At 61.4% G+C, this 17,045-nt stretch carries 11 protein-coding genes; 7 read left to right on the top strand and 4 right to left on the bottom strand.

Annotated elements, in window-relative coordinates:
- Nucleotides 1-63: 63 nt before the first annotated feature.
- A complete protein-coding gene (glnE, locus tag QQL85_RS18985; RefSeq protein WP_284355461.1) occupies nucleotides 64-2,997 on the bottom strand; it encodes a bifunctional [glutamate--ammonia ligase]-adenylyl-L-tyrosine phosphorylase/[glutamate--ammonia-ligase] adenylyltransferase in 2,934 nt (977 codons plus the stop codon).
- A gap of 383 nt (nucleotides 2,998-3,380) precedes the next feature.
- Here glnE and aceE point away from each other — a divergent pair, with 383 nt between their 5' ends.
- The 5 genes from aceE to QQL85_RS18960 all read left to right on the top strand — a co-directional run bounded on the left by aceE (nucleotide 3,381) and on the right by QQL85_RS18960 (nucleotide 12,118).
- A complete protein-coding gene (gene aceE / locus QQL85_RS18980; protein WP_284355460.1) occupies nucleotides 3,381-6,026 on the top strand; it encodes a pyruvate dehydrogenase (acetyl-transferring), homodimeric type in 2,646 nt (881 codons plus the stop codon).
- Between the two features lie 13 nt (nucleotides 6,027-6,039).
- Nucleotides 6,040-7,680: a dihydrolipoyllysine-residue acetyltransferase gene (gene aceF, locus QQL85_RS18975; protein WP_284355459.1), complete on the top strand. Its 1,641-nt coding sequence runs from the start codon at nucleotides 6,040-6,042 to the stop codon at nucleotides 7,678-7,680.
- A gap of 283 nt (nucleotides 7,681-7,963) precedes the next feature.
- Nucleotides 7,964-10,654 (top strand): putative bifunctional diguanylate cyclase/phosphodiesterase, encoded by a 2,691-nt coding sequence (locus QQL85_RS18970; RefSeq protein ID WP_284355458.1) that lies wholly within the window; start codon nucleotides 7,964-7,966, stop codon nucleotides 10,652-10,654.
- Between the two features lie 168 nt (nucleotides 10,655-10,822).
- Nucleotides 10,823-11,491, top strand: a complete 669-nt coding sequence (gene msrA, locus QQL85_RS18965) for a peptide-methionine (S)-S-oxide reductase MsrA (protein WP_284355457.1) — start codon at nucleotides 10,823-10,825, stop codon at nucleotides 11,489-11,491.
- A gap of 3 nt (nucleotides 11,492-11,494) precedes the next feature.
- Nucleotides 11,495-12,118: a glutathione S-transferase gene (locus QQL85_RS18960; protein ID WP_284355456.1), complete on the top strand. Its 624-nt coding sequence runs from the start codon at nucleotides 11,495-11,497 to the stop codon at nucleotides 12,116-12,118.
- A 95-nt stretch (nucleotides 12,119-12,213) separates the two neighbouring features.
- Here QQL85_RS18960 and QQL85_RS18955 read toward each other — a convergent pair whose 3' ends face one another.
- Nucleotides 12,214-12,714, bottom strand: a complete 501-nt coding sequence (locus QQL85_RS18955; RefSeq protein ID WP_284355455.1) for an ATP-dependent zinc protease family protein — start codon at nucleotides 12,712-12,714, stop codon at nucleotides 12,214-12,216.
- Between the two features lie 182 nt (nucleotides 12,715-12,896).
- On the opposite strand from QQL85_RS18955, the gene QQL85_RS18950 reads away from it, so the two are divergent.
- Nucleotides 12,897-13,784 (top strand): acyltransferase, encoded by an 888-nt coding sequence (locus QQL85_RS18950; protein ID WP_284355454.1) that lies wholly within the window; start codon nucleotides 12,897-12,899, stop codon nucleotides 13,782-13,784.
- A 104-nt stretch (nucleotides 13,785-13,888) separates the two neighbouring features.
- Here QQL85_RS18950 and QQL85_RS18945 read toward each other — a convergent pair whose 3' ends face one another.
- Nucleotides 13,889-14,470 (bottom strand): DUF2780 domain-containing protein, encoded by a 582-nt coding sequence (locus QQL85_RS18945; protein WP_284355453.1) that lies wholly within the window; start codon nucleotides 14,468-14,470, stop codon nucleotides 13,889-13,891.
- Nucleotides 14,471-14,715: 245 nt separating this feature from the next.
- Between QQL85_RS18945 and QQL85_RS18940 the strand changes: the two genes are divergently transcribed.
- Nucleotides 14,716-15,597, top strand: a complete 882-nt coding sequence (locus QQL85_RS18940; protein ID WP_284355452.1) for an RHS repeat-associated core domain-containing protein — start codon at nucleotides 14,716-14,718, stop codon at nucleotides 15,595-15,597.
- Nucleotides 15,598-15,653: 56 nt separating this feature from the next.
- Here the strand turns inward: QQL85_RS18940 and fdhA are convergent, their stop codons facing one another.
- Nucleotides 15,654-16,853, bottom strand: coding sequence for a formaldehyde dehydrogenase, glutathione-independent (gene fdhA / locus QQL85_RS18935; RefSeq protein WP_009683378.1), 1,200 nt, complete (start codon nucleotides 16,851-16,853; stop codon nucleotides 15,654-15,656).
- Nucleotides 16,854-17,045 lie beyond the last annotated feature (192 nt).

The following is a 17,045-nucleotide window of genomic DNA, read 5'->3' as shown; positions in this document are numbered from 1 at the left end:
TATATTCAGGCTATGTGGCGGACAGTGTACCACTCAGGCAAGTCCATGGCTGATCGCGGCCCTTCAGGTCAAACCCAATTCACCCCAGATCCGCCGCACTTCGCGGCGTTCATCGGCAAACTGCGCCGCATCGATCACCCCGGCCTGTTTCTGCAAGGCCTGGCGGTGCGAGGCCGAGCGGAACGCCTTGTACACTTCACGCAACAGCACCGCGTCACTGGCCGGCATCAAGTTCGCCTGCTCCAGCTCTTCCAGAATGCGGATGTTATCGGTCCATCGGAGTATGGCCGGGTGGTCGTGGGACCAGGCCAAAGCGGCGTATTGCACCATAAATTCGATATCGACGATACCGCCGGCATCCTGCTTGATATCGAAGGGCACGCCGGCCTCGAAGGCGTTGGCCGCCGTACCGGCAGCCGTGGCCTTGGTCCCGAGGTTGCCGCGCATCTTGGCGCGCATTTCACTGACTTCGGTGCGCAGTTTTTCCAGGTCGCGGGACTGGCCTAGCACCTTGGCGCGCACGCCCTCGAAGGCCGCACCCACCTGCTTGCAACCCACCAACACGCGGGCCCGCACCAGCGCCTGGTGCTCCCAGGTCCAGGCTTCGTTCTGCTGGTAGCGCTCGAAGGCGCCCAGCGAACTCACCAGCAGGCCGGAAGCGCCGGACGGGCGCAGGCGCATGTCCACGTCGTACAGCTGGCCCGAGTTGGTCTGGGTGGTCAGCAGGTGAATGATGCGCTGGCCCAGACGGGTGAAGAACTGCGCACTGTCGATGGGCTTGGCACCGTCGGTTTCCTCTTGCGGGTCGCCGTCGTGGATGAACACCAGGTCCAGGTCCGAGCCATGGCCCAACTCCAGGCCGCCGACCTTGCCATAGCCAATGATGATGAACCCAGGGTCGCACAAACTGCCGTCGCTGCGCTTGGGCTGGCCGTGGCGGGCCACGGTCTGGCGCCAGGCCAGGGCCAGCACCTGGTCAAGGATGGCCTCGGCCAGCCAGGTCAGGTAGTCGCTGACTTTCATCAACGGCAGGTTGCCGCTGATTTCCGACGCGGCTACGCGCAGGCTGTGGGCCAGCTTGAAGTGGCGCAGCGCCTCCATCTGCTGCTCCAGGTCATCTTCGGGGATGCGGGTCAGGCGCTCACGCAGCTCGCTGGCCAGCTCTGGCGCCAATGGCGGGCTGAACAAGCGGCCTTCGTTGAGCAGCTCGTCGAGCAGCAGCGGGTAGAGGGCGATCTGTTCGGCAATCCACGGGCTGGCAGCGCACAAGGTCAGCAGGCGGCGCAGGGCACCCGGGTTTTCGGTGAGCAGCACCAGATAGGCCGAACGCCGCGCCACGGCCTCGACCAGCGGCAGCACACGTTCCAGCACCAGGTCAGGGTTGTCATGCTCGACCGCTTGGGCCAGCAAGCGTGGAATAAAGGCATCCAGCCGCTCGCGGCCAATACGTTGCATCGAACGCAGCTGCGGGCTGGAGCGCAACCCGGCCAGGCGCCGTAAAGCTTCGACGGGCTCTTTGAAACCCGCCTCTTCCAGCTGCCGGCCAGCGGCTTCTTCATCCTGCGCCTGTTCCCACAGCGGCGACCATTCGCCACCCACCACCAGTTCGCCTTCACCGTCTTCATCATCCGGGTCGGCGATCACCTGGCGGAAGTGCCAGTCGATACGGCCACGCCAGTACATCAGCTGGGCGTGGAAGCTCTCCCAGTCGGCAAAGCCAAGGATGTAGGCGACTCGCGCCTGGTCGGTCTCGCCCTCTGGCAACATTTGCGTCTGGCGGTCGGCGATGGCTTGAATGGCGTGCTCGGTATAACGCAGGAACTCATACCCCTCGCGTAGCTCAGCGACTACCGCCGGTGGCAGATAGCCCTGGCCTTCGAGGGTAGCCAGCACCTTGAGCAACGGCCGCTGCTGCAGGCTGAGGTCGCGCCCGCCGTGGATCAGCTGGAAGGCCTGGGCGATGAACTCCACCTCACGGATACCACCGGCACCCAGCTTGATGTTGTCGGCCATGCCCTTGCGCCGCACTTCCTGCTGGATCAGTTGCTTCATGGTGCGCAGCGCTTCGATCGCGGAAAAGTCCAGATAGCGGCGGTACACGAACGGGCGCAGCATCTCCTGCAGTTGTGCTCCAGCTGCCTGGTCGCCCGCCACCACACGCGCCTTGATCATCGCGTAGCGCTCCCAGTCGCGGCCCTGGTCCTGGTAGTACTGCTCCAGGGCATTGAAGCTGAGGACCAGTGCGCCAGCGGAACCATAGGGGCGCAGGCGCATGTCGACGCGGAACACGAAGCCGTCGACGGTCACCGGGTCCAGCGCCTTGATCAACCGCTGGCCCAGGCGGGTGAAGAACTCCTGGTTTTCCAGCGAGCGCTTCACCCCTTCGGTTTCACCGTTTTCGGGGAAGCCGAAGATCAGGTCGATGTCCGACGACAAGTTCAGCTCCACCGCCCCCAGCTTGCCCATCCCCAGCACCACCATGTGCTGCGGCTGGCCACTGCGGTTGCCGATGGGCGTGCCGAACTGCTGGCAATGGCGCGGATACAGCCATTGGTAGGCTTCGTCGATGGCGGCATCGGCGAGGTCCGACAGGTCGCGACAGGTTTCGCCCAGCTCGGCCTGGCGGGTGATGTCGCGCCAGATGATGCGCAGCTGCTGGCGGTTACGCTCGCGGCGCAGGTTGCGCGCCAGCTCGTCGTCGCTCTGCGCCGCCTGGGCGGCTGAGGCGACTCGCCCGCGCAGCTCACCCGGCGCGTAACGCCGTTCCAGTTCGCCACTGGCCAGCAGCGCGAACAACATGGCTGGCTCTCGCTGGGCCAGGCCAAGGACGAAATCGCTGGCAGCGGCAAGCTGGTCGAATTGTTGCCGGTGCACCGGGCTCCAGGCATTCAGGTCGAGTTCGGGGTGGGCGGTCACCGCATCACTGATGAATTGCTGGTTGCGAGCGACCAGTGGCTGCAGGGTGGCGGGCAGAGCGGACGGCAAAGGTAGGCGCATGGTCTATCCTTGATCGGCGTGAATTAGAGGGGAAAAAGCGGCCAAGGGGAAACCGGACCACGGTTGGACTGTCGTACAAAAGTTGGAAATAGCTGAAAAAAACGAAAACTTGGCAACAAACATCAAGAACCACCCGTTCGCGACACAATGCCAACCACCATGAACGTTTTTCCTCACAAGCCAAGGTGCGACCAAACGTCGCACAAATGTAGTTTTACTACTACTCGTGTCGTGTAAAAGCATGAAATGCGAACGCAAATGTAGTAAAACTACAACGCGCCGGAGGACACCCCGGTAATCCAAGAATTCACGACGTCTGCCCATAAGGCCAGTCGCAATCTCAGGCAATCGATTCTGGTTGCCTTTCCGCCCTGGAGCAAGCCATGCAAGACCTCGATCCAATCGAAACCCAGGAATGGCTGGATGCCCTGGAGTCGGTCCTCGACAAAGAAGGCGAAGACCGCGCTCATTACCTGATGACCCGTATGGGCGAGCTGGCCACCCGCAGTGGCTCCCAGCTGCCGTATGCGATCACCACGCCATACCGCAACACCATCCCTGTCACCCACGAAGCACGCATGCCTGGCGACCTGTTCATGGAACGCCGCATTCGCTCGATGGTGCGTTGGAACGCCTTGGCCATGGTCATGCGCACCAACCTGAAAGACTCGGACCTGGGCGGACACATCTCCAGCTTCGCCTCCAGCGCCACCCTGTACGACATCGGCTTCAACTACTTCTTCCAGGCCCCGACCGAAGAACACGGCGGCGACCTGATCTTCTTCCAGGGCCACGCTTCGCCAGGCGTCTACGCCCGCGCCTTCATGGAAGGCCGCATCAACGAAGACCAGATGAACAACTTCCGTCAGGAAGTGGACGGCAACGGCCTGTCTTCGTACCCGCACCCATGGCTGATGCCTGACTTCTGGCAGTTCCCGACCGTATCGATGGGTCTGGGCCCGATCCAGGCTATCTACCAGGCACGCTTCATGAAGTACCTGGAAGCGCGCGGTTTCATCCCGGCCGGCAAGCAGAAAGTCTGGTGCTTCATGGGCGACGGCGAGTGCGACGAGCCGGAATCCCTGGGCGCAATCGCCCTGGCCGGTCGCGAGAAGCTGGACAACCTGATCTTCGTCATCAACTGCAACCTGCAGCGCCTCGATGGCCCGGTTCGCGGCAACGGCAAGATCATCCAGGAACTCGAAGGCGTGTTCCGTGGCGGTGGCTGGAACGTCAACAAAGTGGTCTGGGGCCGTTTCTGGGACCCACTGCTGGCCAAGGACACCAACGGTGCCCTGCAGCGCCGCATGGACGAAGTCATCGACGGCGAGTACCAGAACTACAAAGCCAAAGACGGCGCGTACGTTCGTGAAAACTTCTTCAACACCCCAGAGCTCAAGGCCATGGTCGAAGACCTGTCCGACGACGAGATCTGGAAGCTCAACCGTGGCGGCCACGACCCGTACAAGGTCTACGCGGCATACCACCAGGCTGTTAACCACAAAGAGCAGCCGACCGTCATCCTGGCCAAGACCATCAAGGGTTACGGCACCGGTGCTGGCGAAGCCAAGAACACCGCGCACAACACCAAGAAGGTCGACGTCGACAGCCTGCGTCACTTCCGTGACCGCTTCGACATCCCGGTCAAGGATGCCGACCTTGAGAACCTGCCGTTCTTCAAGCCGGAAGAAGGTTCTGCCGAAGCCAAGTACCTGGCCGAGCGCCGTGCTGCCCTGGGCGGTTTCGTGCCACAGCGCCGCGCCAAGAGCTTCAGCGTGCCAACCCCGCCACTGGAAACGCTGAAAGCGATCCTGGACGGCTCGGGCGACCGCGAAATCTCCACCACCATGGCCTTCGTGCGTATCCTCGCGCAACTGGTCAAGGACAAGGACATCGGCCAGCGCATCGTCCCGATCATCCCGGACGAAGCCCGTACCTTCGGTATGGAAGGCATGTTCCGCCAGCTGGGCATCTACTCGTCGGTCGGCCAGCTCTACGAGCCAGTCGATAAAGACCAGGTGATGTTCTACCGCGAAGACAAGAAGGGCCAGATCCTCGAGGAAGGCATCAACGAAGCCGGCGCCATGTCGTCGTTCATTGCTGCCGGTACCTCGTACAGCTGCCACAACCAGCCGATGCTGCCGTTCTACATCTTCTACTCGATGTTCGGCTTCCAGCGCATTGGCGACCTGGCCTGGGCCGCTGGCGACAGCCGCACGCGTGGCTTCCTGATCGGCGGTACCGCCGGCCGTACCACCCTGAACGGTGAAGGCCTGCAGCACGAAGACGGTCACAGCCACATGATGGCGGGCACCATCCCGAACTGCCGCACCTACGATCCAACCTACGGCTACGAGCTGGCGGTGATCATCCAGGACGGCATGAAGAAGATGACCGAAGAGCAACAGGACATCTTCTACTACATCACCGTGATGAACGAATCCTACCAGCAGCCCGCCATGCCGGCCGGTGTCGAGGAAGGCATCATCAAGGGCATGTACCTGCTGGAAGAAGACACCCGCGAAGCCGCGCACCATGTACAGCTGATGGGCTCCGGCACCATCCTGCGCGAAGTCCGCGAAGCCGCGAAGATCCTGCGTGAAGAGTTCAACGTCGGTGCCGACGTGTGGAGCGTCACCAGCTTCAACGAACTGCGCCGCGACGGCCTGGCCGTAGAACGCGCCAACCGCCTGAAGCCTGGCCAGAAGCCACAAGAGACCTACGTCGAGCAGTGCCTGAACGGTCGCAAAGGCCCGGTCATCGCTTCTACCGACTACATGAAGCTGTTCGCCGAGCAGATTCGCCAGTGGGTACCGAGCAAAGAGTTCAAGGTCCTGGGTACCGACGGTTACGGCCGCAGCGACAGCCGCAAGAAACTGCGTCACTTCTTCGAAGTCGACCGCCACTTCGTGGTGCTGGCTGCCCTGGAAGCCCTGGCTGACCGTGGCGAGATCGAACCCAAGGTTGTTGCAGACGCTATCGTCAAGTTCGGTATCGACCCGGACAAGCGCAACCCACTGGACTGCTGAGGAGTATTTTTAAGTGAGCGAACTCATTCGCGTACCTGACATCGGCAGCGGTGAAGGTGAAATCATCGAGCTGTTCGTCAAGGTCGGTGACCGTATCGAGGCTGACCAGAGCCTGCTGACCCTAGAGTCCGACAAGGCCTCCATGGAAATCCCGGCCCCCAAGGCCGGCGTCATCAAGGAACTGAAGGTCAAGCTGGGCGACCGCCTGAAAGAAGGCGACGAGCTGCTGGTTCTGGAAGCCGAGGGCGCCGCTGCTGCGGCCCCTGAGGCGCCGGCCGCTGCAGCTGCGGCCCCGGCTGCTGCTCCAGCGCCGGCTGCCGAAGCCGCCCCTGCGCCAGCCGCAGCGCCGGTTGCCGCCAGCGTGCAGGACATCCATGTGCCGGACATCGGCTCGTCGGGCAAGGCCAAGATCATCGAAGTGCTGGTCAAGGTCGGCGACACCGTCGAAGCCGACCAGTCGCTGATCACCCTGGAGTCCGACAAGGCCTCCATGGAAATCCCGTCGCCAGCTGCTGGCGTGGTCGAAGAAGTCCTGTGCAAGCTGGAAGACGAAGTCGGCACTGGTGACCTGATCTTCAAGCTGAAAGTAGCGGGCGCAGCCCCGGCTGCCGCTCCGGCACCTGCCGCTGCTGCTGCCCCGGCCAAGGCTGAGGCTGCTCCTGCCGCCGCACCTGCCGCTGCCGCCCCGGCGGCGGCCCCTGCACCGGTTGCTACCGCACCGGCTGCTGGCAACAACGCCAAGGTTCACGCTGGCCCAGCCGTTCGTCAGCTGGCGCGTGAATTCGGTGTCGAGCTGGGCGCGGTGGCTGCCACTGGCCCGCACGGTCGCATCCTGAAAGAAGACGTGCAGGTTTACGTCAAAGCGATGATGCAAAAGGCCAAGGAAGCCCCGGCAGCCGCCGGCGCAACCGGTGGCGCTGGTATCCCGCCGATTCCGGTAGTCGACTTCAGCAAGTTCGGTGAAGTGGAAGAAGTGGCCCTGACCCGCCTGATGCAGGTCGGTGCCGCCAACCTGCACCGCAGCTGGTTGAACGTGCCGCATGTGACCCAGTTCGACTCCGCCGACATCACCGAGCTGGAAGCCTTCCGCGTTGCGCAGAAGGCCGTGGCCGAGAAAGCCGGCGTGAAGCTGACCGTGCTGCCACTGCTGCTCAAGGCCTGCGCCTTCCTGCTCAAGGAACTGCCAGACTTCAACAGCTCGCTGGCGCCAAGCGGCAAGGCCATCATCCGCAAGAAGTATGTGCACATCGGCTTCGCCGTGGACACTCCGGACGGTCTGCTGGTCCCTGTGATCAAGAACGTCGACCAGAAGAGCCTGCTGCAACTGGCTGCCGAAGCCGCTGCACTGGCCGAGAAGGCGCGCACCAAAAAGCTGTCGGCCGACGACATGCAAGGCGCCTGCTTCACCATCTCCAGCCTCGGCCACATTGGCGGCACCGGCTTCACGCCGATCGTCAACGCGCCGGAAGTGGCGATCCTGGGCGTCTCCAAGGCGACCATGCAGCCCGTGTGGGATGGCAAGGCCTTCCAGCCGAAGCTGATGCTGCCGCTGTCGCTGTCCTACGATCACCGTGTGATCAACGGCGCTGCTGCCGCGCGCTTCACCAAGCGCCTGGGCGACGTGCTGGGCGATATCCGCACCATGCTGCTGTAAGGCAGCCCACTGCCCCTCCTTGCGAGGGGCAGTACCCTTTTCGAGCTGCCACGCTCGTACCTCAACCCCGTCAATTGGCGGGGCTTTTTTTTGCCTGGCGTAAGGCACATCGAGGCCGCAAAGCGGCCCCAGAATCTCCAGTCAAACTACAGATTCCAGCCCACAAGCCGATAACCCTTCCACAGCATCACACATGGCCGCTTGCCAGCCCTCGGGACATGATGCAACCTTGCCGAATCCGCCGCCGCCGCAAGGCCGCGTTCCCTCTTCAAGCGAGTCTTCGATGAAAAGCCAACCCGATGCCGCCAGCCGTGTGGCGGCCGAGGTCGTCACGCCGTTACCCGTGCCCTCGCGGCTCGGCATGCTGCGTTTCGAAAGGCTCAACGAAGCCACCTGGGCCATGCTCTACCTGGACCCCGCCTGCGAACGCCAGTTCGGCCTGCACGCCGGCGACCTGTGCGCCTTGGTGGATGCGCCCTACGCCAGCCTGATGGAGCCCGAAGCGCGCTACCAGCTGCACGACGAAATCCAGTTGCAACTGACCCAGCGCGGCTACTACCGCGTGCGCTATACCCTGCACACGCCAAGCGCCTCGCTGCGCCTGCTGGAGGTGGGTGAAGCCTACAAGCAGCATAACCGCCAGCTGTTGCGCGGCTATCTGAGCGTGCTCGATGACCAGCAGGACGATACTGGCGAAGCCGACGCCAGCGACCTTGAGTCACGCAACAACCGCCTGCAGTTGGCCCTGCAGCTGAACCAGCGCGCCCAGCAAGAGCAGTTGGAACACCTGGAGCGCGTGCGGGGTCAGCAGGACCTGATCCTGCGCCTGGCCCGGCAGCGCTACAGCGCCGGTAACTCGCTGCTGGAAGCTGCGCAGCTGATTACCCGGAGCGCCTGCGAAATCTACAAGGTCGACAGCGCCAGCATCTGGCACCTGGACGACCAGCGCCTGGAACCGATCACCGCCTGGTACCGCGACGCGCAGGAACACCGCCAGCCCGAAGCCATCGATGCCAGCCGTTTCCCCGACTACCTCGATGCGCTGCACGCCAGCCGCGCCATCGACGCCCACAACGCCGGTCACGACCCGCGCACCCGCGCCTTGGCACAAAGCCTGCGCCCGGAAAACAAGGCCATGCTCGATGCCAGTATCCGCGTCGATGGCCAAGTCGTCGGCGTGCTGTGCCTGGAGCAGACCGGCCAGCCTCGGGCCTGGCAGTCGGACGAAATTGCCTTTGCAGGCGAGCTGGCCGACCAGTTCGCCCAAGTCATCACCAACCATAACCGGCGCACTGCGGCCAGCGCACTGCATCTGTTTCAGCGTGCAGTCGAGCAAAGCGCCAGTGCCTTTTTGCTGGTGAACCGCGATGGCCGGGTGGAGTACGTCAACCCGAGTTTTACCGCCATCACCCAGTACAGCACCGACGAAGTGCAGGGCCGCCACCTGGGTGAGCTGCCGGCACTGGAGAACCTCAGCGAGTTGCTGTTCGACTCACCGTCGAGCCTGGCCATGGGCAACAGCTGGCAAGGCGAGTTCAAGAGCCGACGCAAGAACCTGGAGCCCTACTGGGGCCAACTGTCGATTTCCAAGGTGTACGGCGACAACCGTGAGCTGACCCATTACATCGGCATCTACGAAGACGTCACCCAGACCAAACTGGCCCAGCAGCGCATCGAGCGCCTGGCCTACACCGACAACCTGACCAACCTGGGCAACCGACCGGCGTTCATCCGCAGCCTGGATGAGTGCTTTGCCCGCGATGGTGAAAGCGCGATGTGCCTGCTGCTGGTGGACATCGACAACTTCAAGCGCATCAACGACAGCCTTGGCCACCAGACCGGCGACAAGCTGCTGGTCAGCCTGGCCCGACGCCTGCGCAACAGCCTGGACACCAGCGGCATCCTGGCGCGCTTTGCCAGTAACGAGTTCGCTGTATTGCTCGACGACACCAGCCTGGAAGACGGTCAGGGCGTTGCTCAGCAATTGCTGCGCACCCTCGACAAGCCGATGTTCGTCGACAACCAGTTGATCAACGTCACGGCCTCGGTGGGCCTGGCCTACGCGCCGCTGCACGGTGCCGACCCGGCCAGCCTGATGAAGAACGCAGGCCTGGCGTTGCACAAGGCCAAGGCCAACGGCAAGCATCAGGTGCAGGTGTTTACCGAGGTGCTCAACGCCGAAGCCAGTTACAAATTGTTCGTCGAGAATAACCTGCGCCGTGCGCTGACCCAGAACGAGCTGGAAGTGTTCTACCAGCCCAAGATCTGCCTGCGCAGCGGCCGCCTGCTTGGGCTGGAAGCGCTGTTGCGCTGGAACCACCCCGAGCGCGGCATGATCCGCCCGGACCAGTTCATCAGCGTGGCGGAAGAAACCGGCCTGATCATCCCCATCGGCAAATGGGTGGTCCGCCAGTCGTGCCGCATGAGCCAGCAACTGCGCGAGGCTGGCAGGGGCAACCTGCATGTGGCCATCAACCTGTCGCCCAAGCAGTTCTCCGACCCGGACCTGGTGGCCTCGATCAGCACCATTCTCAAGGAAGAAGCCCTGCCCCCGCACCTGCTGGAGCTGGAGCTGACCGAAGGCCTGCTGCTGGAAGCCAGCGAAGACACGCACCGTCAGCTGGACGAACTGAAAGCCCTGGGCCTGACCCTGGCCATGGACGACTTCGGCACCGGTTACTCGTCGCTCAGCTACCTGAAGAAGTTTCCGATCGACATCCTCAAGATCGACCGCAGCTTCATCAATGAAATCCCGGATAACCAGGACGACATGGAAATCACCTCGGCGGTGGTGGCCATGGCGCATAACCTGAAGCTGAAGGTGGTAGCGGAAGGTATCGAGACGCCGGAGCAACTGGCGTTCCTGCGCCGGCACCGCTGCGACGTGGGTCAGGGTTACCTGTTCGACCGGCCGATTCCGGGGCGGGAACTGGCTGAACGCCTGAAGCGCTACCCGCGTGGCCCTTTGGCCTGACAGCAGCTCAAACCTCGGGCACTATAGAGACCATTCGGGCCCTATCGCCGGCAAGCCAGCTCCCACAGGGACCGCACAGATTTCCAGACCTGTGGTGTCCCTGTGGGAGCTGGCTTGCCGGCGATGGCCCCACCACCTATCCAACTGAATAAACACAGAGGAACGGCCATGGTCCTGCGTTCGGAAATCCTGGTGAACAAAAACGTCATGCCAACCGCGGAACAGGCCCTGCCTGGCCGCGAAACGCCAATGAGCCTGCCCGAGTTCCACTATGTGTTCGAAGGCACCCCGCTGCTCGGCCCCTTCTTCGAAGGCGCCATCGACTTCGCCATCTTCGGCCTGGGTTGCTTCTGGGGCGCGGAGCGGCGCTTCTGGCAGCGTGAAGGCGTGGTCAGCACCGTGGTCGGCTACGCTGGCGGCATCACCCCCCACCCTACCTACGAAGAAGTCTGCTCGGGCCTGACCGGCCACACCGAAGTGGTGCTGGTGGTGTTCGACAAGGACAAGGTCAGCTACCGCGAGCTGCTGGCGATGTTCTGGGAATTGCACAACCCGACCCAGGGCATGCGCCAAGGCAACGACATCGGCACCCAGTACCGCTCGGCCATCTACTGCACCAGCCCTGAACAGCTGGCACAGGCCAAGGCCAGCCGCGACGCCTTCCAGGCCGAACTGAACAAGGCCGGCTTCGGTGAAATCACCACCGAAATCGACCAGGCACCGACGGTGTACTTCGCCGAGGCCTACCACCAGCAGTACCTGGCCAAGAACCCGGAGGGCTACTGCGGCATCGGCGGCACCGGTGTGTGCCTGCCACCCAGCCTACAGGGCAACTGAACCATGGCCACGATGACCCTGTTCCACTCGCCATTGTCGCCTTTCGTGCGCAAGGTCATGGTGGTGCTGCACGAGACAGGCCAGCTTGAGCGCGTGCAATTGCAGCCGGTGAACATCAGCCCGGTGAGCGGCGACACGCAGCTCAACCAGGACAACCCGATCGGCAAGATCCCGGCCCTGCGCCTAGACGACGGCACCGTGCTGCATGACAGCCGGGTGATCTGCGAATACCTCGACCAGCAACACGTCGGCCTGCCACTGCTGCCGCGTGAAGGCTCGGCGCGCTGGCGGCGCCTGACGCTGGTGTCGCAGGCCGACGCGATCATGGATGCGGCGGTGTCATCGCGCTATGAGGGCTTCCTGCGGCCCGAAGACAAGCGCTGGGACGGCTGGTTGCAGGCGCAGGGCGACAAGATCCGCCGGAGCCTGGCCAACCTGGAGCAGGAACACTTGCCCGAGCTGATGTCCGGGTTCGACCTGGCGGCGATTGGCGTGGCCTGTGCGCTGGGGTATCTGGATTTGCGCCAGCCGGAGTTTGGCTGGCGTGAGCACCAGCCAGGCCTGGCTGCCTGGTATGCCGAAGTGGCCAAGCGGCCATCGATGGTGGCTACATCTCCAGTGGCCTGAAGGACACATTCGCGGGTAAACCCGCCCCCACACGGTTTAGCTGATACGCGTGGGAGCGGGCTTGCCCGCGAAGAGGCCGGCACAGACAAAAGCAATCAGCAATCAGGCTTGCCGGCAGTAAACTTCTTGGCCGGGTTGACCGCCGCCTTGAATTCGCGCAGCGCCTTGGAACCCACCAACAGCGGGTAGTTGAAGCTGCTGCGGTCCACCAGGTTCACTTCTACGGTGCGCTTCACGTCACCCAGGCACAGCTCCAGGTCCACCACCGGGCGCTTGGAGATTTCCGGCGCATCGCCTTCTTCCTCTTCATCGGCACGGCCCTTGATCTTGCTGATGCGCGAAACCTTGTGCTCGTACACCTTGCCGTCAGAGTCCTTGGTGGCCAGGCGGAAGCGTACCCACTCCTCGCCATCGCGGGTGAACAGTTCAATGTCCTTGGCCGACAGCGATGCGGTGAAGGCACCGGTGTCCATCTTGGCTTTCAACGTTTCGCCCAATTCGGGCAAGGCGATGTTTTCGTAACGGCCATAGATCGTGGGCTCGGCGGCCATTACCGGCAGTGCCAACAACGACAACAGGGCAAGCAGAGGTTTCACAGGCAGGCTTCCTTGAGAGGGGTCAGTGCTTAGACTGCACTGGCAGGATAGGTTCGCTGTCACAAGCCTAACCAACATGTTGTGAAACATTTGTCTCCACCAGCGGGCATTGGACATTTGGCGTAGGCCACGGCGCTGCTTATCATTGCCAACCGTTTATCTCCCACAACAAGAGTCTCTTTATGCGTCGCCTGCTGACCGGCATCCTAACTACCACCCTGCTGCTGCTCAATACCGTGGTGTTGATCTGCCCGCTGCTGGTCTTCGCCCTGCTCAAACTGGTGTTGCCGGGCCGTGGCCGCGACTATGCCTCGTGGGCGGTGATGTGGGTAGCCGAAACCTGGTCGGAAATCGACAAGGCCATCTTCGCCTTGTGCATCCCTACACAATGGGACATTCGCGGCGTCGAAAACCTGCGCAAGGACACTTCGTACCTGGCGGTGAGCAACCACCAGACCTGGGTCGACATCCCCGCACTGATCGAAAGCCTCAATCGCCGCACGCCGTTCTTCAAGTTCTTCCTGAAGAAAGAGCTGATCTGGGTACCGCTGCTGGGCCTGGCCTGGTGGGGGCTGGATTACCCGTTCATGAAGCGCTACAGCAAGGCGTTTCTGGAAAAGCACCCCGAGCTCAAGGGCAAGGACCTGGAAATCACCAAGGCCGCCTGCGAGCTGTTCAAACGCCAGCCGGTGACCGTGGTGAACTACCTGGAAGGCACCCGGTTTACCGAGGCCAAGCGCCAGGAGCAGCAGTCGCCGTATCGCTACCTGCTCAAGCCCAAGGCGGGTGGCGTGGCGTTCGTACTGGCGGCGTTGGGCGAGCAGCTGGACGCCTTGCTGGACGTGACCATTGTGTACCCCGGAAACCAGGCGCCGGGGTTCTGGGACTTGCTCAATGGCAGCATTAGCCGGGTGATTATCGACATTCAGGTGCGGGAGCTAGACCCGGCGTTGTGGGCGGGGGATTACGAAAATGACCCGGCTTTCCGCCAGACCGTGCAGGCCTGGGTGAATCAGCTTTGGGTGGAGAAGGACCAGCGGATCGAGCAACTGCGGGCCGAGATGGGATGACCTGTAATGGCCCTATCGCCGGCAAGCCAGCTCCCACAGGACGCTCACAGGCCTGAGCCCTGTGCAGTTCCTGTGGGAGGGCCTGCTCTGGCGCTGCAAAAACCTCAGACGGACGGCTGAACCAACGGCGCCGGCGTCGTCCACAAGCTACCCAGATTCTGCAACAACGACCCGGCAATCCCCTGCTGCCCTAGGTATTGCAGAATCAACGGCGCAAACTGCCCGATCATCCCGGCATCCATGCCCAGCGCCTTGAACGCAGTGTCCAGGTCGCTGCGGTTTTCCACATTATTGCCCAGCGCATTGCTCAACGCCGACTGGCTTTCGCTGTTCTTGCCCAGCAACTCACCCAACCCACTTAGCCCACCCAACGCATTGGCCCCGGCCAGCAGGTCCAGCCCCGGTACCGCCTTGGTCAGTTGGCCATAGTCCTCGCTGCTCAGGTTATTGCGGGCCAACCCCAGCATCGCCCCTGCCCCACCCACGGCCTGCTCGGGGGTGATCTTGAGTTCACTGCCCAAAGTATTGAGCAAATTGGCCTGCGCCTCGGGCGCCTGCACCTGGGCTTGCTGGCTCTGATTCCGGCTTTGCATGGCCGACACGGCGTTGGCGGCGTCGCTGAGGTTGAAGGCGAACACCGGGCTTGCGGCCAGGGTCATCAGGGTTGCCAGGGTGAATGCTTTCATCGGGAGAGACCTCGTGGGCCGGGATGGCCAGGGAAACGAGGCGTTTGACTAACAATTTAGGGATCGGTTCCTACCATTCGTAACCTGTTAAAACTGCTAGTTGTTGCCATCCACGAGGACGTGCAGAGTTGACCAACACGAACTCTCAGAGGCAGCAAAAAATGACGAGCAGGGCGCACAGCAGGGTCGACCGTAACTATCCAGAAGCCACTCAACGGCCTATAGAGCTAGCGAATGGAGAAGCCATGCTCTTTTACCAACATGGCAAAATTTCTACACAGGTGCATGAGCAGGGTAATAGTCGGATTTTGTGGGTGCAAGAAACACCAGCGGCTCAGTTAGAGTCTACACAATCTGTCAGTTTTCTAAAAAGCGACCACAACAACTCTGTACTTGGCATTCCTGTTAGCTGGAAAGGGTATACACCTTATGGCTACCTGAACCTGGAGCAAAGTACAGCGCTTCTTGCATTTAACGGAGAACGGCTCGACCCAGCGACAGAAGCATATGCGATGGGCAATGGATATAGGCTATATAATCCCGCGCTTCAGCGCTTCTATAGTCCTGACAACCTCAGCCCCTTTAGCGAGGGGGGGGTTAATTGCTACGCCTATTGTGAAGGCGATCCTATAAACAATACTGACTCAACAGGCCATGTTAAAACCCCATCATTCATTAAGACCATCAAAAACATCGGTGGCAGAAAAACAAGAAAAGTAGAAAGAATTAAACGCTACAATGAAGATATCACCAACTACAATACTGCCATCAACAAACACTCAACACGACCAAACTTAAAACAAAACGGCAACGTCCATTTTAAAAACTTATTAGAAAACTCTGAAGCCTATGAATCACGAGCGCAACCTGTGCTTCCATCACTGTCGAATAAAGACAGCGCTTATGCTGAAAAACATAAAATAACCATAACACCTAAAAGTATTGACGACCACCGTGCAGAAACCTTAAAAATGGCGTCAAAATACGAACGCATGCTTGATAAGCTTTCATTTAGGCTACACGAAGAAGCGATGAGTGTACGACATACGCCTCAAAATCCGATTAATACCAAACGCACAATGTGGGATACGCATAACGCTAATGGCAAGTGGCAATATAATTCGTAACTCGTGAAAACTCAAAATAGCCCCTCGAATTGAGGGGCTATTTTATTCTAAGATTATTACGCCGCACCCCACATTTTATGCGGGTCAATCACAAACTTCTTCGGCACACCCGCATCAAACTCGCCATACCCTTCCGGCGCCTGATCCAGGTTGATCACCTGCACACCCACCACCTCAGCAATGTTGATCCGGTCCCACATGATCGCCTGCATCAGCTGGCGGTTGTACTTCATGGTCGGAGTCTGGCCGGTGTGGAAGCTGTGCGACTTCGCCCAGCCCAAGCCAAAGCGAATGCTCAACGCACCGATCTTGGCGGCGGCATCTACCGCGCCCGGGTCTTCGGTCACATACAAGCCCGGGATACCGATGTTGCCGGCAACGCGGGTAACCTGCATCAGCGAGTTCAGCACGGTAGCCGGCGCTTCATGCTTGGCACCTTCATGGCCATGGCCACGGGCCTCGAAGCCAACGGCGTCGACAGCGCAGTCCACTTCCGGCTCACCGAGAATGTCGACGATCTGCTCGTGCAGCGGGGTGTCCTTGGACAGGTCGACCACTTCGAAGCCCTGGGACTTGGCGTGGGCCAGACGGGCCGGGTTGAGGTCGCCGACGATGACGCAGGCAGCGCCCAGCAGGCGGGCCGAGGCAGCGGCGGCCAAACCGACCGGGCCAGCGCCCGCGACGTAAACGGTGCTGCCTGGGCCTACGCCAGCAGTCACGGCACCGTGGTAGCCGGTTGGCAGGATGTCGGACAGACAGGTCAGGTCACGGATCTTCTCCATGGCCTTGTCGCGCTCGGGCAGTTTCAGCAGGTTGAAGTCGGCGTATGGCACCAGCACATATTCAGCCTGGCCACCTGTCCAGTCACCCATGTCGACGTAGCCGTAGGCACCGCCGGCGCGGGCCGGGTTGACGGTAAGGCAGACACCTGTGTGCATCTCTTTGCACGAGCGGCAGCGGCCGCAAGCGACGTTGAAGGGTACCGATACCAGGTCGCCGATCTGCATGCGCTCGACGTCGCTGCCCTTCTCGACGATTTCACCAGTGATTTCGTGGCCCAGGACCAAGCCGACCTGGGCAGTGGTGCGGCCGCGGACCATGTGCTGGTCAGAGCCGCAGATGTTGGTGGAAACCACCTTGAGGATGACGCCGTGTTCGATCTTCTTGCCGCGCGGGTCCTGCATTTTCGGGTAGTCGATCTTCTGCACTTCGACCTTGCCGGCGCCGAGATATACCACTCCACGATTGCCAGACATGCTCTTACCTCGCTTGATTATTATTTATGCAGCGGTGGTTGAACGCGCCGCCATCCATGGGCGGCAGGTGTTACTGGAATGCAGGGAATTGTGGGCCGGATACGGCGGGATGCACTGACTGGGAACGACAGGGAGATGCCTTTTAGCGGCAGGGTTGTCGTTGGAGGATATGGAGGAGAAAAACAAATGTGG

It is taken from the genome of Pseudomonas putida (genome assembly GCF_030159595.1).
Taxonomy (GTDB): domain Bacteria; phylum Pseudomonadota; class Gammaproteobacteria; order Pseudomonadales; family Pseudomonadaceae; genus Aquipseudomonas; species Aquipseudomonas putida_AC.
This window is presented reverse-complemented; position numbering and strand designations above follow the sequence as displayed.